This is a genomic window from Arthrobacter russicus (genome assembly GCF_031454135.1).
Classification (GTDB): Bacteria; Actinomycetota; Actinomycetes; order Actinomycetales; family Micrococcaceae; genus Renibacterium; species Renibacterium russicum.
The window spans coordinates 64,299-85,607 of sequence record NZ_JAVDQF010000001.1 but is presented as its reverse complement, the minus strand read 5'-3'; the positions used below and the strand labels follow the sequence as shown (position 1 = coordinate 85,607).

Here is a 21,309-nt window from a genome sequence, read left to right as displayed (position 1 = left end):
TGCTAGCCGGAAGCCGATTCGTCCAGCGCAGCGGTGACTTCGGCCGGCCCGAGTCTGCGGAAGGCCCGGGCGGTACCGCGGCCGCTTTCCGGGTTCCGGTCCAAGACCGCGATTTCCAAGGTCGCAGCGTCGAGATCGACTGCGGGTTCGCGGTCCGCCGCCAGGCCGCGGACCGCGAGCCGGATCACATCGGCGAGCCCGGCGCCCGGCTGCCAGCCGCCGGCGACCACCTGGTGCACCGAGTCGACCTGGCCGCCCATGGCGATGAAGCCGGTCTCATCGGCGATCGAACCGTCGAAGGTCAACCGGTACAGATGGTCCTGTTCCTGGTTCGCCCCCACCTCGGCGACCGCCAGCTCCACCTCGAACGGCTTCTGTTCCGCGGTGAAGACCGCGCCGAGGCTCTGCGCATAGACGCTCGCCAGCCCGCGTGCGGTGACGTCTTCCCGGTCATAGGAATAGCCGCGCACGTCCGCATACCGGACCCCGGCTTGCCGGAGCGATTCGAACTCGTTGTACTTGCCGACCGCGGCGAAGGCGATCTTGTCGTAGATCTCACCGATCTTGTGCAGCGACGGCGAAGGGTTCTCCGCCACCAAGGCAATGCCGTCGAGACTGGACACCACCACCACTGACCGGCCTCTGGCGATGCCCTTGCGCGCGAAATCCGCACGGTCTTTCATGACCTGTTCGGGCGAGACGTAGAACTGCTGCGTCATGGTCGGCTCCTTCAGGCTTCCCGGCCGAGTTCGGTGCGTTCTGCGAGCACCGATGCCACTACTTCGCCGAGTTCGTGCTCGGCCACCTTCCGGCTGCCGTTGCGGGTCACGGTGTACACGATCGGCCAGAGCTTCCGCACCACGTCCGGGCCGCCGGTGGCCGAGTCGTCGTCGGCCGCGTCGAACAAGGAGGCAATCGACACCCGGATCGCCTCCGCCTCGGTCAACCCCGGTTTCCACAGCTTCTTCATCGCCCCGCGTGCGAAGACCGAGCCGGAACCCACGCTGTGGTGCTCCAGTTCCTCGTACCGTCCACCAGTGACGTCATAGGAGAACAGGCGGCCCTGCGCGGAAGCCGGATCGTAGCCGGCGAACAGCGGCACCACTGCCAGCCCTTGCAGCGCCATCGGCAGATTGCCCCGGACCATGGCGCCCAGCCGGTTCGCCTTGCCTTCCAAGGACAGGGTCGTGCCCTCGATCTTCTCGTAGTGCTCCAATTCCACTTGGAAGAGCTTCGTGATGTCGATCGCCAAACCTGCGGTGCCGGCAATCCCCAACACCGAGTAACCGTCCGCCGGGAAAACCTTTTCAATGTGCCGGCTGGCGATCATGGTACCCATCGTGGCGCGCCGGTCGCCGGCCATCAGCACGCCGCCGGCGAAGGTCATCGCCACGATCGTGGTGGCGTGCGGGGTGACCGGCAACGCACCCGGCGGCAGCGGCTGGTTGAAGGGCAACAGGTCGGGACGCGATTGCGCCAAATGCTCGCTGAACGACGACGTCGCCGCGGCGGCCAGGTCCCGGACCACACGTTCCCCGGGACTGCGCCAGCCCGGTGCCGGGCGCGGATTCGAAGGGGCATCCATTGCGGCCTACTGTCCGCCCTTTTGCACGAATCCACGGACGAATTCTTCGGCATTGGATTCGAGCACCCCGTCGATCTCGTCGAGCAGGTCATCGAGCCCTTCGGTATGCGCGCTTGCCTGCGGGACGGCGGGGGCCGGGATCGGCGTGTCCGCGCCGTCCTGTTCTTCCTCGCGCGGCCTACTGCTTTGCTGCTCCTGACCTGCCATCACGCACTCCTGCTGTCGAAGGTACTTTCATTCCTCATCCTGCCATGCCCGCCCGGAGTTGTCCGGTATCAGATCCCGCCGAGCAGACTCTGCAGGAAATCCTCCAGATCCGCGTGGGCTTCGAAGAGCTCGCCGGTCAACGCCTTGGTGCCGCGCAACGGTTCGCGGGTCGGGACCTTCTGCAGTCTGCGCTGGGCCGGGCGCTCGAAGATCACCGAGTCCCAGGATGCGCCGACCACGCTGGCCCCGAAGCGCCGGATGCATTCGCCGCGGAAATAGGCCCGGGTGTCTTCCGGCGGCCGGAGCACGGCGGATTCGATCCGGGCAGCACTGACCACGGTGTCCAAACGTCCGCGCACCTGCAGTCGGTTCGCCAGTCCCTTGTCCAGCCGGACGTCGGCCCATTGCAGATCGATCAACGCCAGCCTGGGATCGTCCCAGGCCAGGCCATCGCGCTCCCGGTACTGTTCCAGCAACGCGAGCTTTGCCGCCCATTCGACTTTGCCGCTGACCTCGCGGTATCCGGTGGCCAATCCGGTGAGCACATCCGCCCAGCGTTGCAGCACGCCCGCGGTGTGCCGGTCCGGCCGTTGCTCGGCGGCCCGCTGCGCCGCTTCGAAATACATCCACTGGATGTCCAAGGCGGTGACCCGCCGGCCGTCGATCAACCGGTATTTGTTCTGCCCGGACACATCATGGCTGACGGCTTGCAGGGCTTCGACCGGTTCCCAGACCTCGAGTTGCGGAGCCAGCCCGCGCTCGATCAGGTCGAGCACCAGGGCAGTGCTGCCGAACTTGAGGTAGTGCGAGACCTGGGAAAGGTTGGCGTCGCCGATGATCACGTGCAGCCGGCGATACTTGTCGGCCACCGAATGCGGCTCGTCCCGGGTGTTGATGATCGGGCGCCGGATCGTGGTTTCCAGGCCCACCTCGGCCTCGAAGAAGTCGGCCCGTTGGCTCAGCTGGAAGCCCGGGACCGCGGCGTCTTGGCCAAGCCCTACTCGGCCCGCTCCGCAGATCAGCTGCCGGGTGATGAAAAACGGCGTGAGCCCGGAGACGATCTGGCCGAACGGCAGCTGCCTGGGCATCAGATAGTTCTCGTGGCTGCCGTAGGACGCGGCTTTGGAATCGGTGTTGTTCTTGTACAGCTGGATCTCCGGCAGCTCCGGCTCGCCGTTGGCCCGCCGCTCGGCCAGATCCGCCAGAATCCGTCGGGCCACCTCGTCGCCGGCGAAATCCCAGGTGACCGCGTCCTCCGGGTTGGTGACTTCCGGCGAGGAATACTCCGGATGCGCGTGGTCGACATACAGGCGTGCCCCGTTGCCGAGCACCATGTTCATCACCATCGGCGGGGCGTCCACCCGGTCCGCGGTGTCCAAAGCGCCGTCCGCCGAATCCCAGTCCGACAGCGCGATTCCGGCAGCCGTGAGCACATCCGGGCGGCCGCCCGGTCCGGCCCACGATTCACCCGAGGGCGCTGCGGCGGCCGGGTCATCGGTCAGCTGCGAAGGATGCGCCTGGTCCCGAGGCAGGGCCCAGCCGCGGGCGTCCGCCAAAGGATTCTCGTCGGTGTAGTCCCAACGGGTCTCCGCACCCCCTGCCGCATGCTGCGCGGCGAACATCGCGTAGCTGTGCACCACTTGGCTGGAGAGCCAGGTGGCGTTCAGTCCAGGGGCGCCCGGCACATGGATGCCGTACTCGGTTTCCGCGCCCATCACCCGGATCGCGGTCATCCCGACGCGCCCTTGGCCTGCCGGACTTCGGACCCCCGGGTCACAGGTATTGGCCGGTATTGAGCGAGGTTTCCAAGGTTTTGCCTGGTTCTTGCCCGGCTTTGCCCTGGACGATGGTACGGATGTACGTGATCCGTTCGCCCTTTTTGCCGGAAATCCTGGCCCAATCATCCGGGTTGGTGGTGTTCGGCATGTCTTCGTGTTCCCGGAATTCATCAACCACGGCGCGCAGCATGTGATCGATCCGAATCCCCTTGTCCCCGGTGGTCAGCAGATCTTTGATCGCATACTTCTTCGCCCGGTCGACGACGTTCTGGATCACGGCGCCGGAGTTGAAGTCTTTGAAGTAAAGCATTTCGTTGTCCCCGTTGGCGTAGGTCACTTCGAGGTACTCATTGGATTTGTCCGTGGAGTACATGGCTTCCACGGTGCGCTGGATCATCGCGTCGACGGTGGCCTGGGCGCTGTTGCCGTGCGCCTCGACGTCGTCCCGGTGGAACGGCAGGTCCACGGTGACGTATTTGGCGAAGATGTCCGCGGCCGCCTCAGCGTCCGGACGCTGGATCTTGACCTTCACATCCAACCGTCCAGGACGCAGAATCGCGGGGTCGATCATGTCTTCGCGGTTCGAGGCGCCGATCACGATCACGTTGTCCAGGCGTTCGACGCCGTCGATCTCGCTGAGCAGCTGCGGCACGATCGTGGTTTCCACGTCGGAAGAGACCCCGGTCCCCCGGGTGCGGAACAACGAGTCCATCTCATCGAAGAAAACCACCACCGCGCTGCCGTCCGAAGCCTTCTCCCGCGCCCGGGCGAAAATCAACCGGATCTGCCGTTCGGTCTCGCCGACGTACTTGTCCAGCAGTTCCGGGCCTTTGATGTTCAGGAAAAAGCTCTTGGTTTCCTTCTGCCCGCTGCGTTCGGCCGCCCGCGCTGCGAGCGAGTTCGCCACGGCTTTGGCGATCAGGGTCTTGCCGCAGCCGGGCGGGCCGTAGAGCAGGATGCCTTTGGGGGCTTTCAAACCATGTTCCCGGTAGAGGTCCGGGTGCAGGAAAGGCAGCTCGACGGCGTCCCGGATCTGCTCGATCTGCGGGCCCAGTCCGCCGATATCGTGATACGAGATATCCGGTACTTCCTCGAGGATCAGGTTCTCGACCTCGGAGCGCGGAATCTTCTCCAAGGCGTACCCGGTCCGCGAATCCGTGGACAAGGCGTCGCCCACCCGGACTTTCTGGCTCATCAAAGCCCCGGAGAGCTTGACCACGCGCTCTTCGTCGGCCCGGCCGGTCACCAACGCCCGGTCGGTGCCGAGCAGTTCTTTGACCGTCACGATTTCCCCGGTCCGGTCGAAACCCAAACCGGCGACCACGGTCAAAGATTCGTTCAGCAGCACTTCTTGGCCCGGGCTGAGCGAGGCGATATTGACCAGCGGGCTCAACCCGACCCGCATCTTGCGCCCCTGGTAGGCGATGTCCACCGTTTCTTCGGTCACTGCGACGCCGCCGGCCTGCCCCGCCCCCGGCGCAGAGTTCCGCCGTGGATTGATCTGGACCACGGTGGCAAAGCCGTAAGGCGCCTGGCCGTCTTTTTCCAAGGCCGCTTTGAGCCGCAGGATCTCGGCTTTTGCCGTCTGCAGCATCAAAGTCATCTTGCCGTTGGTCTGGGTGGCTGCGGACAGTTGTTTGTCCACGGCACGGAGCTTGTCCCGGAGCACGTTGAACTGGCGTTCCAAAGCCGGATAGTCCTTGGCTTCGGATCCACTCGGATTTTCTGCCGGAATGTGGGTCATCGTGATCAGCTCCTTAGCGGCCGCTCCAACGAGAAGCGACCCTCCCCTACCAATCTAGAACACTAAGCGTCGGGATTTTGTGCCTGGTCCGTTTCCTGGACAGAATCTTCTGCCGCCGGACGCGGCACGGTCGGCTGCGCCGGCGCAACATGGCCCCGGGTCTGCGTGGTCGCCGAGGCATCCCGCGCCGCGCGGCGCAGCTTTTTGTCCGACACCGAGCGTTCGCCGACCGAGCCCGGAGTCCAGGCTTCCAGGTCCTCATCGCTGAACTCGGTTTTCGAAGGCCGCCGTTTCAAGGCCAACGAGGTCACGCCGTCGGCCAGCTTGCGGGTCACCAACAAGAATCCGGTATGCGCGACCATCCGATGGTTCGGCCGCACCGCCAGGCCTTCGAGATGCCAGCCGCGCACCATGGATTCCCAGGCATCCGGTTCGGTGAACCGGCCGTCTGCCCGGATCGCCTCAGCGGTCCGGGACAACTGGGTCACGGTGGCCACATAGTTGATCCAAACTCCGCCCGGGGCCAACACCGTGGCCACCGCATCGAGGCATTCCCAGGGTGCGAGCATGTCCAGGACCACACGGTCGACGCTGCCGGGCGCCTCCGCTTTGACCACTTCGTCTTGGAAGTCGCCCAGCGAAATCTGCCAGGCCGGGTGTGGTCCGTCGAAAATGGTCTCCACGTTCCCACGGGCGATCGCGGCGAACTCTTCGCGCCGTTCGAAGGAATGCAGGTAGCCTTGGTCGCCGACCGCGCGCAGCAGCGAAATCGAGAGCGCCCCGGATCCGACGCCCGCCTCGACCACCCGGGCACCCGGGTAGATGTCCGCCATCGTGATGATCTGCCCGGCGTCCTTGGGGTAGACCACCGCTGCGCCACGAGGCATCGACAACACGAAATCGCTCAGCAGCGGCCGCAGCGCCTGGTAGAGCTGGCCAGTGGTGTTCGCCACGATCGAGCCTTCGGATTTCCCGATCAGCTCTTCGTGGTTGAGGAAGCCTTTGTGGGTATGGAAAGCTGCTCCGTCGGTCAGCGTGATCGTATTCATCCGACCGCGTTCGTCGGTCAATTGGACCCGCTCACCGACTCGGAACGGTCCACGGCGGGCAGCTGCCCCGTGCGGTCGGTCCTGCGGTTCCGGGGAGATCACATTGCTCACGTAACGAAAGTCCATTCTGTTTTTCCAAAAGACAAAATCAAGCCTGGCTCTAAGCGTAGCGCGCGAGGGACCCGCGGCATTGACACAGATATCCCCACTTGGGCGCAGTTGAGCAGGGTAATCCCCGCCTACACCCTGCTCAACTGCGCCCAAGTCAGCCAAAAGCTGAGGACTGAGCCCAGCTGCGGAATCGACTCAGACCGAGGTCGGCAGAGTGAGGATCTCAGCTCCATCGTCGGTAATCGCAATGGTGTGCTCGCGGTGCGCTGTGCGGCAGCCGGTTGCACTGCGGAGCGTCCAACCGTCGGGGTCGGTGACCAAGGTCGCGGTATCGGCCATGATCCACGGCTCGAGCGCCAGGAGCAATCCCGGACGCAGCTTGAATCCGCGGCCGGGCCGGCCGGAGTTCGAAATATGCGGATCCTGATGCATCGTCGATCCGATGCCATGCCCACCGAATTCGGTGTTGATCTGATAGCCGGCTTCGCTGAGCACCGAACCGATCGCGTAGGAGATGTCGCCGGTGTAGGCACCGGGGCCGGCGACCGCGATCCCGGCGGCCAGTGCGCGTTCCGTCGCATCGATCAGCTCGAGGCTCCCGGCCGGCCGCGAATCGCCCACCAGGAAACTTATCGCCGAATCCGCGGCGATTCCGCCCTTGAGCACGGCCAGGTCGAGAGTCAGCAGGTCGCCGTCGGCCAACTGGTAGTCGTGTGGCAGTCCATGCAGCACCGCGTCGTTGACCGACGTGCAGATGTAGTGTCCGAACGGACCACGCCCGAAAGCCGGCGCATAGTCGACGTAACAGGACTGCGCTCCGGCCTCGGCGATCATCGTCTGCACCCAGCCGTCGATCTCGAGCAAGTTCGTACCGACGGTGCTGCGATTTTTCACGCTCTGCAGGATATCCGCGACCAACGCGCCGGTCACCTTTGCCCGGGCCAGCTCGAGGGGGTTCAGGATTTCAATCATGCCGTTCTCGTTTCGACTAAACCAATGACCATCTTGCCAATAACTATACCGGCCATGTTATCCCGGTATTACAATTGGATCCATGGTCAGATTACCGCTCACTGCCGAAGAAGTAGCCCGAGGACAGCGCCTGGGCGCCGTCCTGCGCCGGGCCCGGGGCGAACGGTCGATGCTCGAAACCGCGCTCGACGCCGGTGTCTCGCCGGAAACGCTCCGGAAGATCGAATCCGGGCGGGTGGCCACTCCGGCCTTTTCAACCATCGCGGCCATCACCGAGGTGTTGGGGCTTTCGCTGGACTCGGTGTGGGCTAGCATCCGCCGGTCCGACGAAGCCAATGATTCCGACGCCGGAACCCGGCTGGCTTCCTGACCGTCGCCGCGCTGTTTCCGGTGCTTACCGGCCTCAAGCGTCAGGGAGAGATTTCCCGGTGATCGCGGCTACCACCACGCGTTGGCGCAACAATCCGGTGACTTGTCCACGCGGATCGATCACCGCGTATTCGCTCCCGGAAAGCTGGGCCAGGTACTGCACGAGTTCCTGGCCGGAAGCCGACTCCGGGACATACCCGCCCTCCGGCAAAGCATGCGAAACCGCAGTGGCGGGCGTGGACGCAGCTGCGGTCAGCGGCACCGTGGCCAAGACCAGCGGATCCACGAGGTAGGCCGGGCGGCCGTCCCGTCCGCACAGCACCACACTGACGCTCGGGTTGGCCGAGACGGTATTGAGCACTTGGGACACCGACACCTCGTCGGACATCCCGATCGCCGGCCCACTGAGCTTGCCGGCACTGATCTCCGGCAGACGCAAACGCATCCGGGCGCCGCTGATCGCCTGGCTCGCCCCGACCCAGAGGAATCCGGCGATGAACAGGCTGAACAGCGCAGTCTGGATGTTCAGCGGCTGGCGGGTCAGCAACGGCACGCCGAGCACGCCGACCAGCAGGAGGACCACGACCACCCGGCCCGCCCAACCGGCCGCGACAGTGCCTTTCTCCTGGCTTCCGGTGACCCGCCAGACGATCGACTCGACGAGGCGTCCGCCGTCGAGCGGCAAGCCCGGGAGCACGTTGAAGATGCCAATCAGGAAGTTCGCCCACACGAAGATGTTCAGCAGCAGGATGATCACGCGGGCCGTGATGTTGATCGGAGCTGAGACATTCATCAGCACCAGGTAAGCGATCCCAGCGAGCACGAAGTTGGCCAACGGCCCGCTGAGCGCGACGACCAGGGAACGCCACGGCGTCGCGGTGAAGTTTTCGAATTGGGTATGCCCGCCCCAGAGGTTGAGCACGATCTTCTGCGTCGGCCAGTGGTAGACCCGGGCTGCCAAGGCATGGGCCAGTTCGTGCACCAGGACCGAGAACAGCAACAACAAGGCATATACCAAGGCCACACCGTACGCGCCGATGCCCAGACTCGGGAAAAGCTCGCTCACCTGTGGACCGAAGACCAGCACGGTGAAGGCCGCGATCAGAAACCAGGAATAGGCGAGGATGATCGGGACTCCGGCGATCCGGCCCAGCGGAATCCCTTCCCGCCGTACCCGCAATTCAGCCTGTGGCTCTTGACCGCTCACGTCTGGGCCGTCGCCTTCAACGCCATCAGATCGGCCGCGGTGGTGCCGGCCAACGTGTCCCAGGTGACCCGGGCCGGATCGTCCGGAAGCGGCACGGTGTGCGGAATGCCCACGGTCAGCAGCCCGGCAGCCAAGGCCGAAGTCACTCCGGGCACCGAGTCTTCCAGCGCCAGGCAGTGCGCCGCAGCCAGCTCCGGGTCGGTTTCCCGGAGCTGTTCGATGGCCCGCAAATAAGGCTCCGGATGCGGCTTTCCGTGCTCCACCTGATCTCCGGTCACCATGAATTCAAAGCTGCGGTCCGGCAAGGCGGCGAGGATTTCAGCGGCCAGCGGGCCTTCGCTCATGGTCACCAGGGCGCAACGGACTCCGGCATTGCGCAGATCGGCGAGCAGCTCCCGGGCTCCGGGGCGCCAAGGCAGTTCCAGCCGGATCCGTCCGATCACGCGCCGGGTGAGTTCGTCGATGATTTCCCGCTTGCCCAGCGCGACGCCAGCCTGCTGCAGGATCCCGGCGGAGTGCCACAAGGACTGGCCGACCAGCTCGATCGCCTGGCTGTGCTGCCACGTTCCACCGAATTCCTCGACCAGCGCCCGCTCGGCGTCGATCCAGTGCGGTTCGGTGTCCACGAGGGTCCCGTCCATATCCCAAAGCACCGCTTTCAACCAGCTCTCGGACACCGGTTGCTCAGCAGGGGAACCCTGCGCGGCCGCGGTTCCGTCGGCCCCGGGCACGGAGGAATTGCTGAGAGAAGAATGCATGAACCCATTTTAGCGGCCCGGCAGCCCGGCGCCGCACCGTCGGCCCGGGCTAAGCTCTCGGCGAAGGCGGCTGTGTCGCAGCTGTATGCGGCGGGCACACTCCGGTACCGCGACGTAGGGTGGGAAGGTGAACAGATTCGATGACGCTGCTGAAGCCGGCAAGCTGCTGCCTCCGGTCCCCGAAGGGGAACGGATCACCGTCATGCTTGCCGCATTCGAAGGTTGGAATGACGCCGGTGATGCCGCCAGCGATGCGCTCAAATATCTCAGCAAATTGTGGGGCGCGCAGAAGGTCGCCCGGATCGAAGCGGATGAGTATTACGACTTCCAATTCACCCGCCCGGTGATCAGGCGAAATGCGGCCGGGAACCGGAAGGTCAAATGGCCCACCACCAGGCTGAGCCGCGCGGCTTTGCCGGACCATCCGGTGGATCTGGTCTTCGTGCACGGCATCGAGCCGTCGTACAAGTGGCGGGCTTACACCGCGGAGCTGCTCCAGCATGCCGATGAGCTGGGCGCGGATTGCTTGATCCTGGTCGGCGCGCTGTTGGCGGACGTCCCGCACAGCCGGCCGATCCCGGTGACCTCCTCGAGCGATGACAGCGCGTTCCGGGAGCGGCTCAATCTCGAGGCGCCACAATACGAGGGGCCGATCGGCATTGTCGGCGTCCTGGCCGAGGCGGCGGAGCAACGGGACCTGCCGGTGCTTTCGCTCTGGGCCGCGGTGCCGCACTACGTGGCCCAGTCCCCTTCGCCGAAGGCCCAGTTGGCGCTGCTGCACCGGATCGAAGAACTGCTCCAAGTGCCCTTTGAAACCGCCGACATCGCGGAAGAAGCCGACGCCTGGGAACGCGGGGTGAACGAATTGGCCACCGAAGATCCGGAGATCGCCGCGTATGTGCATCAGCTGGAGGAGGCCAAGGACACCGCAGATCTGCCGGAAGCCACCGGAGAATCGATTGCCCGGGAGTTCGAGCGCTACCTGCGGCGGCGCGGAAAAGAAAAACCCTGACGCTTCCGGCGGCCGTCCGGCTCAGCGAAGCACGACGCCGAGCAACGACTCGATCGCATCGGCGACCAGTTGCGCTTCCGCCGGATCGCCCTTGGGCGCGTCCGGTTCAGCAGCCGAATCGGCCCAGCGGTCGACGGCGGCCAACGCCGCGGGCGCATCCAAATCCGCAGCCAGGGCAGCCCGCAATTCGGCGAGCAGCGGCGTGCCGGAACCCACCGGCGCGGTGGCCAAGGCCCGCCGCCAGGCGATCAACCGCGTTTGGGCGGCCGCCAGCAATTGTTCCGTCCAAGACCAATCCGTCCGGTAGTGATTGGCCAGCATGGCGAGCCGGATCGCCATCGGATCGACGCCTTGTGCGCGCAACGCGGAGACCAACACCAGGTTGCCCTTCGACTTGCTCATTTTCTCGCCGTCCAGCCCCACCATTCCGGTGTGCGCGTAACGCCGGGCCAAGGGTGTGCTGTCCAGCGCCCAAGCATGGCCGGCGCCCATTTCGTGGTGCGGGAAGACCAGATCCGATCCACCGCCCTGCACGGTGAACGGCGCCGGCAGGAATTTCCTGGCAATCACCGTGCATTCGATGTGCCAACCCGGCCGTCCCGGGCCCAGCGAGGCTCCCGGCCAAGACGGTTCGCCGGCGCGCTCGGCGCGCCACAGCATGGGATCCAAGGCATGGCGTTTGCCGGGCCGCTCCGGGTCCCCGCCGCGTTCGGCGGAGAGTTCGAGCATCTGGGCTTCGGAGAGCCTGCTGATCTGCCCCAGCCACCAACCCTGCGTTACCGGCACCCGTTCCGCAGCAGACGCGGCGGCCAGGTCAAAGTACACGTCCCCACCGTCGAGCCGGTAGGCGAAGCCTCCGGCGACCAGTTCTTCCACCGCCGGGACGATCCATTCGATTGCTTCCACCACACCGATGTAATGCTCCGGCGCGATGATGTTCAAGGCCGTCAGATCGCTACGGAAGAGTTCGATTTGCTGCGCGGCCAGATCGCGCCAGTCCACGCCATCACGCGCGGCCCGCTCCAACAGCGGGTCATCGACGTCAGTGGTGTTCTGCACGAAACTCACCTGGACGCCGGCATCCCGCCAGGCCCGGCCCAACAAGTCGAAAGCCAGATAAGTCGCCGCATGGCCCATATGGGTCGCATCGTAGGGAGTGATGCCGCAAACATAGAGGCTCGCCGCGCCTTCGGTCGGCAGCGGCAGCAATGCCCCTTCGACGGTGTCGAACAGCGCCAGTCCGTCGAGTCGTCCGGGCAATTCGGGTCGCGGCCGGGTGGACCAGGATTTCACGGGATCAGCTTTCTTTCGCGGGGGTTCTTGTGCGGGGGGGTGTTCCGACCGCGTTCAGTTCATCGCCGGGATGACGCCGAAGCCCAGCAGCAAGTACACCGCGAGCCCCAAAGCGATCCGGTACCAGACGAAGAGCCGGTAGCTGTTGTGCGAAATGAACTTCAGGAACCAACCGATGATGATGTAGCCGACGATGAAGGCGACCACCGTGGCCAGCACGATTTCGCCGAAGCCGTAGGGGCCCTGGACCCCTTCGCCTTTCACGAACACTTTGAACAGCTGGTAGAAGCCGCTGCCGAGCACCGCGGGGATGGCCAGCAGGAAGGAATACCGCGCGGCGGCTTCCCGGGTGTAGCCCATCAGCAGGCCTGCGGTAATCGTGCCGCCGGAACGGGAGACGCCCGGAATCAGCGCCAAGCACTGCGCCAGCCCGTAGAAGATGCCGTGTTTGACCGTCAGTTCCTCGAGTTTGCGCTGGTGTTTGCCGAGCGCATCCGCCACCGCCAGGATCACGCCGAAGACGATCAAGGTGGTCGCCACGATCCAGAGGTTGCGCAGCGCGCCTTCGATCTGGTCCTGGAAGAAGATCCCGATCACCACGATCGGAATGGACCCGATGATCACCAACCAGCCCATCCGGGCGTCCGGGTCATTGCGCGGCAGCTTTCCGACGATCGAAAGCCACCAGCTCTTGATGATCCGGACGATGTCCTTCCAGAAGAAGACCACGACGGCGGCCTCGGTGCCCAGCTGGCTGATGGCGGTGAACGCCGCCCCCGGGTCCGCGAGGCCGAAGAGCTTGCTCACGATGAACAGATGGGCACTGGAGGAAATCGGGAGGAATTCGGTCAATCCCTGCACAAGTCCCAAGAAAGCTGCTTCTAACCAATTCACGTACCTGACCTTATGCCATTCACCCGTAAACTTCTTTCATGCAGCAACGTTTCCTCGGCCACAGCGGCCTGCGAGTTTCCACTCTGAGCCTGGGCACGATGACCTGGGGCAGCGGCACGGACGAGGACCAATGCCGGGATTTGCTGGGTTCCTACGTCGCAGCCGGTGGCACCGTGGTCGATACCGCGGTCAGCTACGGCGAGGGCCGCAGTGAAGCGATCATCGGCGAGTTGCTCGGCGACGTGGTACCCCGGGCGGATCTGGTCCTGGTCTCCAAAGCCGGCATCGAACGCCGCGACGGAAAACGGATGGTCGATTGCTCCCGCCGCGGCCTGCTCGCCGGACTCGACGCTTCGCTGGCCCGCCTGGGCACCGATTACCTCGATCTCTGGCTGGCCCACACCTGGGATCCGCACGTGCCCTTGGCGGAGACCATGAGCGCGCTGGACCACGCGGTGCAATCCGGCCGGGTACGTTATGCCGGGATCTCGAATTACGCCGGCTGGCAATTGGCCAAGGCGGCGCTGAGTTCCGGCAGCACCTTGGTCGCCGAACAGGTCGAGTATTCGCTGCTCAACCGAGCAGCCGAAGCGGAAGTGGTGCCGGCCGCCGAGGACGCCGGCATCGGCCTGATGGCCTGGGGCCCGTTGGGCCGAGGCGTGCTCACCGGAAAGTACCGCGGCCAGATCCCGGCCGATTCCCGGGGCGCCGGCGAACATGCCAGCTACGTCGAGCCCTATCTGAGCGGCCCCGGCAGCCGGGTGGCCGAGGCATTGGTCACCGCGGCGAAAGGCCTGGACCGGGCTCCTCTGGACGTCGCGCTCAGCTGGTTGCTGGATCGACCGGCGATGGCCAGCGCGGTGGTCGGCCCTCGGACCCCGGCGCAACTGCAGTCGATCTTGTCGGCCAGCCTGGAACCGTTGCCGGAACAGATTTCGGCAGTGCTCGACGAAGTTTCCGGTTAGTTCTCGATCGGTTCGAGGTCTTCGTCCTCGTCGTCCAACTCGTCGTCACCGTCGGAATCGTCCTCGTAGATGACCAGAGGCGTGACTTCGCCGTACGAATCGTAAAGTACTTCTTCATAGACCTCGAAGGCGTCGGCGATGGCAAGATAAGCTGCCTCTACGGCAGGATCATCGTCACCCCGACGAGCCACTGAAGCAGCCAAATGCTCCTCGAGCGCTGAGATCAGGGACTGCAATGCGACACGCGGATCTATGCTCATAAAGACGACGTTAGCCCTAATGGGATGAAAATGGGGAGTCATGAGAGAAGAATTTGGCCGGCGGACTCCATCTGGCGGCCAGGAAGCCTCAGTCCGACGGGAACGGGATTACGCCCGGCAGTATGAGTATCTGGTGCTCACGGTCAGCCCGCGCGAGTCGTTGCACGAAGCGCGGCAACGCCTGGTTGAGCACGCCGAATACGGCAAATGGGAACTGCAACGCAGCCGGTTGTACATCGGTGGCGGCCGGCAATTCTGGCTGCGGCGCAAAGTCCTGCGGGTCGAGCGGACGGTCTAGTCCGACTCCCCCGCCGGGTCCGGTACCGGCCCCAACCACGCGGTGGCGATGGTGCCCAGGGCCGAGTCTTCGCTCGACGGGTGGAATTGCCCGGCGAGCACGTCCCGGTAGAGCCGGCCCAATTCGTTCCCGGTGAAGTAGCTTGCCCCGCCATTGACCTGGATCGCCAAATCGACGACCTCGCGCGCCGCGGCGGTGCTCCGGATTTTCAAACCCACCAGCTTCGCGAACCATTGCGTACCGTGATCTGCTTGCCCGTCAACCTCCGCAGCCAGCACGTCGATCTGCGGGTAAATGCCATCCATGAGCATCGCGGCCTTCGCCACTCTGGCCCGGATCAGCGGATCGCTGGCGGCGGGTGCGTCGTTTTTCAAAGAACGACGGCGTTTGGCAGCCTCGGCGGCCAAGGTCACCGCCCGCTCGCCGATCCCGGCATACACCGCGGCGAGCAGAATCTCGAAGTTGGCGAAGATCGCGAAAATCAACGGATCGGCGTTGGGGCCGACCGGGAGTTCCCGGAAGATCCGTGCGGCCGGTATCTCGACGCCGTCGAGCACGGTGCTGTTCGACTGGCTGGCCCGCATGCCCAGCGTGTCCCAATCGTCCGCAATCGAGTATCCGGGCTGGCCGCGATCGATGAATCCGTGCACCAGCACCGGCTCCGTGCCCGAGGAATCCTTGCCGAAAACGCCCAATCGGGTCCACGCCGGGGAGAGCGAAGTGAAGATCTTTTTGCCGGTGAACCGGTAGCCGCCGCGCCCGGTCGGTTCGGCGACCGTGGTCGAGTCGAAGAGCACTGAGTCGTTTCCGGTTTCCGAGTTCCCGAAGGCGAAGATTTCGCCGGCTGATGCCTCGTCGAGCACGAACTGCAGGGAATCGTCCCCGCGGTCCTTGAGCAGCTTCGCCACTCCGGTCCAGACCAAGTGCATGTTGACTGCCAATGCGGTGGCCGGCGCCGCAGTGGCGAGCCGGCGCTGCGCCCGCACCACCGCCTGCAATGAAGCACCCGGTTGGGCGAAGGCCGCCAAATAGCCGAGCTCAGCCAGTTCGGCGAGATCCTCGTCGAAGAAGCGGTTCTCCCGGTCGGCCTCGGCCGCACGGAACCGGAAACGCTGCAGCAGCTCCTCGTCGAGCAGCTCGGCAAGCAACTGCGCGCGGTCCATCAGTAGTTGCTCAGCAGCCGGTCCAGCACCCGGATGCCGAAGTGCAGCGAGGCGGCAGGGACCCGCTCGTCGACGCCGTGGAACATCCCGGCGAAGTCCAAATCGTTCGGCAGCTGCAACGGGGCGAAGCCATAGCCGGTGATGCCCAGACGGCTCAGTGCCTTATTGTCGGTTCCGCCGGACAACGTATACGGCAGCACCTTGGCACCGGGATCCTCCGCGTGCAACGCGTCGATCATCGAATCCACCAGGTTGCCGGAGAACGGCACTTCCAGATCGACGTCCCGGTGCGAGTAGCTCACGTCCACCCCCTCGCCGGCCAGCTCGCGGACGATCTCGAGCACCTGTTCCTGCTGTCCCGGGAGCGTCCGGGCGTCGATCAGCGCTTCCGCGCTGCCCGGAATCACGTTGTGCTTGTATCCGCTGCGCAGCACGGTCGGATTGGTGGTGTTCTGCAGCGTCGCGCCCACGAAGCGGGCGACCGTGCCCAACTCTTTCAGGATCAGCTCCGGATTGTCCGGATCGAATTCGACCCCGGTCAGCTCGGTGACGCCGTCCAGGAACTGTTGCGTGGTCTTGGTCAGCTCGATCGGCCACTCGTACTGGCCGATCCGGGTCACCGCGGCAGCCAGCCTGGTCACCGCGTTGTCGGTGTTGATCTGCGAACCGTGCCCGGCCCGGCCATGCGCAACCAAGCGCAACCAGGAAAGTCCCTTTTCCGCGGTCTGCAACAGATAGGTGCGCCGCCCGCCGATTTCGGTGGAGTACCCGCCGACTTCGGAAATGGCTTCGGTTGCGCCTTCGAACAGCTCGGGGCGATTCTGCACCGCCCAATGCGATCCATAAGTGCCGCCGGCTTCCTCGTCCGCGAAGAACGCGAAGATCAGGTCGCGTTCCGGGACTCTGCCCTCCCGGGCCATGGAACGCATCACGGTCAGGATCATGGCGTCCATGTCCTTCATGTCCACCGCGCCGCGGCCCCAAATCAAACCGTCTTTCTCTTCGGCGCCGAAAGGATCGACCGACCAATCCTCCTTCTGCGCCGGAACCACGTCCAGGTGCCCGTGGACCACCAACGCGCCCTTGGTCGAATCTTTGCCCTGCATCCGGGTCAGCACCGAAGTCCGTCCGGGTGCGGAGTCGAATACCGTGCTCGCCAAGCCGACCTCTTCGATCAGACCGGCCGTGTACTCCGCGGCTTGGCGTTCCCCCGGGCCGGTGCCGTCACCGTAATTCGAGGTGTCGATCCGGATCAAATCCCGGCAAATCCGGATGACTTCCTCCGAGGCAATCTGGTTGCTGCTGAGCTCTGCCACGCCTGACTCTCCGATCGCTGTACGCCATTGGGTGTGTTCCCAGCCTACCGCCGGTCAGGCCGGCCTTCGATTCCGAGTTTCGCCCTGAGTCGTGTTATGGTTTTTCTCGCTGCTTTTGTGAGTTTCAGACCGGTTTTCGATCCGGAAAGAGGCTTGGGAAAGTCCACCTGCGCGGGTGGCGGAATGGCAGACGCGCTAGCTTGAGGTGCTAGTCCTGGAAACGGGGTGGGGGTTCAAGTCCCCCTCCGCGCACGATCGAAAAGTGCTCCCGGATCACATGATCCGGGAGCACTTTTGTTCCTCAGGCACCGCATTCAGCTTCGGGCAAGCCCCCGGATCCGTGCTGCGGTCGGGTGAACCAGCCGGCCGGCCAGCAATCCGCCGTCCGCGACGAATTCCTCTTCACGGCCCTCGAGTGCTTCGATCAGCCGATCCCGCCACTGGCCGACTTCTTCCGCGCGATCCGGATCCGCGGCCAGATTGCTCAGCTCCTGCGGGTCCTGCTCCAGATCGAAGAACTGCTCGCGGCCGCTGCCGGACAGCCAGACGAACTTGCGTCGCCCATCGGTGAGCCATTGCAATGACTGGCCGAGCAGGACGTGCTCGCCGTGCAGATACTCGCGCACCGGTCCCGCAACGGGGTCCAGGACGATCGGCAACAGGGACTTTCCGTCCACCGAATCCGGCACTGGGATTCCGGCCGCATCCAGCAGCGTCGGCATCAGGTCTCGCAATTCCACGACGTCTGCGACGTGCCGGCGCAGCCCAGTAGTCGCGCCTGGCACCGAGATGATCAGCGGGATCCGCGCCGAGCCCTGATAGGGCTGGCCTTTGCGGTACATCCCGTGGTCGCCCATCATGTCGCCGTGATCCGAGGTGAAGACCACGATGGTCTCTTCGCGCAGCTGGAAATTCTCCAGCGCGGCGAGGAACCGTTCGATCTGGCCGTCGATATGGCTCATATGCCCGTAGTAGCCGGCGACCGCGCGGCGGTGGCTCTCCGGGTCTGCGGCACCGACTACCGCATCGGCGTCGCCGTCGGCCCGGAACTCGGCATAGTCATCGAGCCAGTCCCCCATCGGCAGATCCGCCACGGGCGCGTCGAGATACTGCTCGAACGCCCATTGCGGCGGATCGAACGGCGGATGCGGGCGATGGAAGGAAAGATACAGGAAGAATGGCGCCGTGGTGTCACGCCGGTGGAGCCAGTCGATCGCCTCGGTGACCACCCAGTTGCTCGGATGCGTCGACTCCGGTTTGTCCCAGGGCCGGGCGGTGTAGCTGTTGCAGTTGAGCCCATTGTCGGTGTAGTCCTCGGTCGCCGTCATCCCGGGCTGTTTCCGCAGCCAGGGCAGATAGTCGTCGATCGATGCCAAATCCCGTTCGGCACGGCGTCGCGCAGCGTGCAGGAACCCGTCGTGCAACCGGATGTCGTCGAAACCCAATCTGGCGCGCTCCGGGTAGACGTGCATTTTACCCACGCATTGGGTTTGATACCCGGCATCGCGGAACGACCCGGCAAGCGTCGGGACCGGGTGCGCTTCCTGGAACGGCACCAGATCCTGGTAGCCCACCCGGCCATGCCGTTCTTGCGACTGCCCGGTCATCAGGGCCACCCGGGCCGGCACGCAAGTGGGCGTCGCCGAATATGCGGCATCGAAGTTCACCCCGTCCCGGGCCAACAAATCCAGGTACGGCGTTTTCACCACCGGATGCCCTTGGCTGGACAGGCAGTCACCGCGCCATTGGTCCACACAGATCAGGAGTACATTCGGAGATTTGCGTCCATTCATCGATTGCGCTCCCAGACTTTCCGTGGATTGCCGTCCGGCCACCGCCTCGCGACATTTCATGATGCAAAATCGAATATCTCAATCAGACTCTGTCATATTATGACAACACTCGTCCCTCGAAAGGCATCATGGGCTGCTGCACCCCGGATTCCCCGAACCACCCCCTCGACCCTCGGGTTGTCCCGGAACCGGACGGGATGACGGCCGCTGCGCCAGAACTGGCCGGGCATCCGACGGCGGAGGTGCCCGGCGGCAGTTTCGCCATGGGCGACGCCTTCGCCGAAGGCTACCCGGCGGACGGCGAGCTGCCGGTGCACCAGGTCAGTCTGGATCCGTTCGCGATCGATCTGCACGCTGTGACGAACTCGCAATTCGCCGCCTTCGCCGGCGCAACCGGATACCGGACCGAATCGGAACGCTTCGGCTACTCTGCGGTGTTCCATCTGCTCTTCGACGGCGGCCCGGAAGAACTTCTCCACGCCGTCGGCGGCGCCCCCTGGTGGCTGACCGTACGCGGGGCCGACTGGCGCCATCCGGCCGGCAGCCGCTCGGATTGGCGAAGCATTCCGGACCACCCAGTGGTCCAGGTCAGCTGGCATGACGCCATGGCCTACTGCCGATGGGCCGGCCGCCGCTTGCCCACCGAAGCCGAGTGGGAATTCGCCGCCCGCGGCGGCCTCGCCGGGGCGCGCTACCCTTGGGGGGACGAGCTCTGCCCCGGCGGCAAGCCGCACAGCAATATTTGGCAAGGGACTTTTCCTTCCGGCAATACGCTCGAGGACGGCTACCTGGGGACCGCACCGGCGCACAGTTTCCCGGCCAACGGCCTCGGGCTTCGGAACATGGCCGGAAATGTCTGGGAATGGTGCGCCGACTGGTTCTCGGCGGATTATTACGCGCAAAGTCCGGACCGCAATCCGGTCGGTCCGGAAAGCGGAATCGCCCGGGTGATGCGGGGTGGCAGCTATCTCTGCCATGCTTCCTATTGCAACCGCTACCGGGTGGCCGCGCGCAGCTCGAATACGCCCGATTCGGCCAGCGGGAACCTGGGTTTCCGCACCGTGGCCGGCCAGGCCTGACTTTCGGCGCCGGGCTGTCGTGACCCGGTCGGCAAATCGGTCGCGACAGCCCGGTCAACCGGATTGGAAAGCCAGAATCATGGCCCCGATGGCACCTGATACGCCATCCCCGGCGGCTGGTTCCACCTGCAATGAGCTGCTGATCCGACCCGGAACCGAGCCGAGCACCGCCAGCTTTGCCGACTGGAAAAATCCTGGAAGTTGCATGACGCTGCCGCCCAGTACCAAGGTCCCGGGGTTGAAAAAGGTCACGACCGCTGCCGTGGCCTGGCTCAGCCCCCGGATTGCGTTGGCCAGCGGCTCCGCGTACCCGCCGGCCAGAATGCCCTCGGCCAGTTCACCCGGATCTGCCAGTCCCTCGCCAGCCAGCAGAGCCGGCATGCTGGCGACCTGCTCCAGGCAACCTCGGTTACCGCACCTGCATGGCGCACCATCCAGGCGCACCGAGACATGACCGAGATCGCCGGCCTGCCCATGGCTCCCGTTTTGGAGGACGCCGCCAAGCACGAGAGCACCGATGATCTCGTGGTCGACTCCCAAGAAAAACAGATCGGACTCGTTGCCCCGAAAATACTGGGCCTCGGCCAGTGCACGCATCCGCGTATTGTTGACGAGGCTCAGCGGCGCACCGAAGCCCCCCTGAATCACCTGGCGGAGCGACTCGATCAGCGGCTCGGTCGTGCGGAAAGCTTCACCTGGTTGGCTCGCCGACGACATTTCCGGAAACTGCGATCTCGGTAGCCCCAACACCACTCGGTCCAACTTGGCTAAATCGATTCCGGCCTCGGCCGCCCGCCTTTGCACCATCGCGGTGAGCCGGTTGGCTTGCTCGGGCAGCCCAATTTTCCGCGAAATCGGCTCGCTGCCGCTAAGAATCAACAGACCGGCGTTGTCGCACAATGCAAATGCCATCCGGTTGCAAGCAATTTCCAAACCTGCTTGGGTGGCTCTGAGTGGATTCAACCGGACTTTCGCCGACGGTCGACCCCGGGCCCGGGGCCCGTCCGCCGGTTCCCACTCGCCCAACTCATCCAAAGTTCCCGAATCGATCAGTTGATTCGTCACCTGGGAGACCGTGGCCCTGGAATATCCGGTCTGCTCGCCCAACTCGCGGCGCGTCAAAGGTCCGAGTTTCCGCAGAGCCTCAATCACCCGCAACGATGCCGACGGCGAGGGCTTTGACCCGAGCAGAGGTTCTCCGTTCCTTATCATTCAAATTCCTTCCCGGGCGCCCGACCGCAATTTGATCCGCCTGCGGTCTTTCGGCGCAGAAAGAATCGGGTCTTCGCCCAGTGCTCACAACAATCGCGCCAAATTCCCCGCAGCGGCCGGAACCCGGCTCGGCAAAATACCGGACGGAGTGGCTGGGTCGCAGTTCGAGCGCACTCCAGCCACTCCCTCCGGTCGCTTCGGATTCGATGCCAATCGTTAGTGGATCAGTGAGTCGTCCGAGAGC

Annotated in this window: 21 protein-coding genes and 1 tRNA gene; 6 read left to right on the top strand and 16 right to left on the bottom strand. The window is 64.7% G+C overall.

What is annotated here, in order from left to right; translation table 11 throughout:
* Positions 1-2 precede the first annotated feature (2 nt).
* From prcA to map, 7 genes are all read right to left on the bottom strand, one after another.
* Positions 3-719 carry a proteasome subunit alpha gene (gene prcA / locus JOE69_RS00375; protein WP_309795100.1) on the bottom strand — a complete coding sequence of 239 codons (717 nt, stop codon included), beginning with the start codon at positions 717-719 and terminating at the stop codon, positions 3-5.
* An 11-nt stretch (positions 720-730) separates the two neighbouring features.
* Positions 731-1,585: a proteasome subunit beta gene (gene prcB, locus JOE69_RS00370; RefSeq protein WP_309795098.1), complete on the bottom strand. Its 855-nt coding sequence runs from the start codon at positions 1,583-1,585 to the stop codon at positions 731-733.
* A 6-nt stretch (positions 1,586-1,591) separates the two neighbouring features.
* Positions 1,592-1,792 (bottom strand): ubiquitin-like protein Pup, encoded by a 201-nt coding sequence (locus JOE69_RS00365; RefSeq protein ID WP_296361779.1) that lies wholly within the window; start codon positions 1,790-1,792, stop codon positions 1,592-1,594.
* Positions 1,793-1,860: 68 nt separating this feature from the next.
* Positions 1,861-3,525: a depupylase/deamidase Dop gene (dop, locus tag JOE69_RS00360; RefSeq protein WP_309795096.1), complete on the bottom strand. Its 1,665-nt coding sequence runs from the start codon at positions 3,523-3,525 to the stop codon at positions 1,861-1,863.
* A gap of 40 nt (positions 3,526-3,565) precedes the next feature.
* Entirely contained in the window at positions 3,566-5,314 is a 1,749-nt protein-coding gene (gene arc / locus JOE69_RS00355) for a proteasome ATPase (RefSeq protein WP_374709657.1), read from the bottom strand.
* A gap of 62 nt (positions 5,315-5,376) precedes the next feature.
* The gene (locus JOE69_RS00350) at positions 5,377-6,489 is read right to left on the bottom strand and encodes a tRNA (adenine-N1)-methyltransferase (RefSeq protein ID WP_296361776.1); all 1,113 of its coding nucleotides are present in this window, start codon (positions 6,487-6,489) and stop codon (positions 5,377-5,379) included.
* Between the two features lie 180 nt (positions 6,490-6,669).
* Entirely contained in the window at positions 6,670-7,446 is a 777-nt protein-coding gene (gene map, locus JOE69_RS00345) for a type I methionyl aminopeptidase (RefSeq protein ID WP_296361774.1), read from the bottom strand.
* Between the two features lie 82 nt (positions 7,447-7,528).
* Here map and JOE69_RS00340 point away from each other — a divergent pair, with 82 nt between their 5' ends.
* Positions 7,529-7,816, top strand: coding sequence for a helix-turn-helix domain-containing protein (locus tag JOE69_RS00340; RefSeq protein ID WP_309795094.1), 288 nt, complete (start codon positions 7,529-7,531; stop codon positions 7,814-7,816).
* A 33-nt stretch (positions 7,817-7,849) separates the two neighbouring features.
* On the opposite strand, the gene JOE69_RS00335 is transcribed toward JOE69_RS00340, so the two are convergent.
* A complete protein-coding gene (locus tag JOE69_RS00335; RefSeq protein ID WP_296361771.1) occupies positions 7,850-9,022 on the bottom strand; it encodes a site-2 protease family protein in 1,173 nt (390 codons plus the stop codon).
* Positions 9,019-9,780, bottom strand: coding sequence for an HAD family hydrolase (locus tag JOE69_RS00330; protein ID WP_309795089.1), 762 nt, complete (start codon positions 9,778-9,780; stop codon positions 9,019-9,021). Before JOE69_RS00330 ends, JOE69_RS00335 begins: the two co-directional genes overlap by 4 nt.
* A gap of 127 nt (positions 9,781-9,907) precedes the next feature.
* Between JOE69_RS00330 and JOE69_RS00325 the strand changes: the two genes are divergently transcribed.
* Positions 9,908-10,792: a PAC2 family protein gene (locus JOE69_RS00325; protein ID WP_309795087.1), complete on the top strand. Its 885-nt coding sequence runs from the start codon at positions 9,908-9,910 to the stop codon at positions 10,790-10,792.
* Positions 10,793-10,813: 21 nt separating this feature from the next.
* On the opposite strand, the gene mshC is transcribed toward JOE69_RS00325, so the two are convergent.
* Positions 10,814-12,085: a cysteine--1-D-myo-inosityl 2-amino-2-deoxy-alpha-D-glucopyranoside ligase gene (gene mshC, locus JOE69_RS00320; RefSeq protein ID WP_309795085.1), complete on the bottom strand. Its 1,272-nt coding sequence runs from the start codon at positions 12,083-12,085 to the stop codon at positions 10,814-10,816.
* 54 nt (positions 12,086-12,139) lie between these two features.
* Entirely contained in the window at positions 12,140-12,979 is an 840-nt protein-coding gene (locus tag JOE69_RS00315) for an undecaprenyl-diphosphate phosphatase (protein ID WP_296361768.1), read from the bottom strand.
* Between the two features lie 38 nt (positions 12,980-13,017).
* Here JOE69_RS00315 and JOE69_RS00310 point away from each other — a divergent pair, with 38 nt between their 5' ends.
* Positions 13,018-13,944 (top strand): aldo/keto reductase, encoded by a 927-nt coding sequence (locus JOE69_RS00310; RefSeq protein ID WP_309795083.1) that lies wholly within the window; start codon positions 13,018-13,020, stop codon positions 13,942-13,944.
* Here JOE69_RS00310 and JOE69_RS00305 read toward each other — a convergent pair.
* Positions 13,941-14,204, bottom strand: a complete 264-nt coding sequence (locus JOE69_RS00305; protein WP_296361766.1) for a hypothetical protein — start codon at positions 14,202-14,204, stop codon at positions 13,941-13,943. The genes JOE69_RS00310 and JOE69_RS00305 overlap by 4 nt on opposite strands.
* Before the next feature lie 40 nt (positions 14,205-14,244).
* Here JOE69_RS00305 and JOE69_RS00300 point away from each other — a divergent pair, with 40 nt between their 5' ends.
* Positions 14,245-14,502: a DUF5703 family protein gene (locus tag JOE69_RS00300; protein WP_309795080.1), complete on the top strand. Its 258-nt coding sequence runs from the start codon at positions 14,245-14,247 to the stop codon at positions 14,500-14,502.
* On the opposite strand, the gene JOE69_RS00295 is transcribed toward JOE69_RS00300, so the two are convergent.
* A complete protein-coding gene (locus tag JOE69_RS00295; protein WP_309795078.1) occupies positions 14,499-15,665 on the bottom strand; it encodes an acyl-CoA dehydrogenase family protein in 1,167 nt (388 codons plus the stop codon). The two genes, JOE69_RS00300 and JOE69_RS00295, sit on opposite strands and share 4 nt — an antisense overlap.
* Positions 15,665-16,981 carry a M20/M25/M40 family metallo-hydrolase gene (locus JOE69_RS00290; protein ID WP_309795076.1) on the bottom strand — a complete coding sequence of 439 codons (1,317 nt, stop codon included), beginning with the start codon at positions 16,979-16,981 and terminating at the stop codon, positions 15,665-15,667. Before JOE69_RS00290 ends, JOE69_RS00295 begins: the two co-directional genes overlap by 1 nt.
* Positions 16,982-17,150: 169 nt before the next feature.
* Here JOE69_RS00290 and JOE69_RS00285 point away from each other — a divergent pair.
* Positions 17,151-17,233, top strand: a tRNA-Leu gene (locus tag JOE69_RS00285).
* 62 nt (positions 17,234-17,295) lie between these two features.
* Here the strand turns inward: JOE69_RS00285 and JOE69_RS00280 are convergent.
* Entirely contained in the window at positions 17,296-18,774 is a 1,479-nt protein-coding gene (locus JOE69_RS00280; RefSeq protein WP_309795074.1) for an arylsulfatase, read from the bottom strand.
* Between the two features lie 128 nt (positions 18,775-18,902).
* Here JOE69_RS00280 and JOE69_RS00275 point away from each other — a divergent pair, with 128 nt between their 5' ends.
* Positions 18,903-19,853 carry a formylglycine-generating enzyme family protein gene (locus JOE69_RS00275; protein ID WP_445344327.1) on the top strand — a complete coding sequence of 317 codons (951 nt, stop codon included), beginning with the start codon at positions 18,903-18,905 and terminating at the stop codon, positions 19,851-19,853.
* 54 nt (positions 19,854-19,907) lie between these two features.
* Here JOE69_RS00275 and JOE69_RS00270 read toward each other — a convergent pair whose 3' ends face one another.
* A complete protein-coding gene (locus JOE69_RS00270; protein WP_309795069.1) occupies positions 19,908-20,753 on the bottom strand; it encodes an ROK family protein in 846 nt (281 codons plus the stop codon).
* Positions 20,754-21,309 lie beyond the last annotated feature (556 nt).

Bases quoted from the DNA above. Each gene is read 5' to 3' on its own strand.
- prcA (WP_309795100.1), bottom strand. From the start codon at position 719: ATGACGCAGCAGTTCTACGTCTCGCCCGAACAGGTCATGAAAGACCGT.
- prcB (WP_309795098.1), bottom strand. From the start codon at position 1,585: ATGGATGCCCCTTCGAATCCGCGCCCGGCACCGGGCTGGCGCAGTCCC.
- JOE69_RS00365 (WP_296361779.1), bottom strand. From the start codon at position 1,792: ATGGCAGGTCAGGAGCAGCAAAGCAGTAGGCCGCGCGAGGAAGAACAG.
- dop (WP_309795096.1), bottom strand. From the start codon at position 3,525: ATGACCGCGATCCGGGTGATGGGCGCGGAAACCGAGTACGGCATCCAT.
- arc (WP_374709657.1), bottom strand. From the start codon at position 5,314: ATGACCCACATTCCGGCAGAAAATCCGAGTGGATCCGAAGCCAAGGAC.
- JOE69_RS00350 (WP_296361776.1), bottom strand. From the start codon at position 6,489: ATGGACTTTCGTTACGTGAGCAATGTGATCTCCCCGGAACCGCAGGAC.
- map (WP_296361774.1), bottom strand. From the start codon at position 7,446: ATGATTGAAATCCTGAACCCCCTCGAGCTGGCCCGGGCAAAGGTGACC.
- JOE69_RS00340 (WP_309795094.1), top strand. From the start codon at position 7,529: ATGGTCAGATTACCGCTCACTGCCGAAGAAGTAGCCCGAGGACAGCGC.
- JOE69_RS00330 (WP_309795089.1), bottom strand. From the start codon at position 9,780: ATGCATTCTTCTCTCAGCAATTCCTCCGTGCCCGGGGCCGACGGAACC.
- JOE69_RS00310 (WP_309795083.1), top strand. From the start codon at position 13,018: ATGCAGCAACGTTTCCTCGGCCACAGCGGCCTGCGAGTTTCCACTCTG.
- JOE69_RS00305 (WP_296361766.1), bottom strand. From the start codon at position 14,204: ATGAGCATAGATCCGCGTGTCGCATTGCAGTCCCTGATCTCAGCGCTC.
- JOE69_RS00300 (WP_309795080.1), top strand. From the start codon at position 14,245: ATGAGAGAAGAATTTGGCCGGCGGACTCCATCTGGCGGCCAGGAAGCC.
- JOE69_RS00295 (WP_309795078.1), bottom strand. From the start codon at position 15,665: ATGGACCGCGCGCAGTTGCTTGCCGAGCTGCTCGACGAGGAGCTGCTG.
- JOE69_RS00280 (WP_309795074.1), bottom strand. From the start codon at position 18,774: ATGAATGGACGCAAATCTCCGAATGTACTCCTGATCTGTGTGGACCAA.
- JOE69_RS00275 (WP_445344327.1), top strand. From the start codon at position 18,903: ATGGGCTGCTGCACCCCGGATTCCCCGAACCACCCCCTCGACCCTCGG.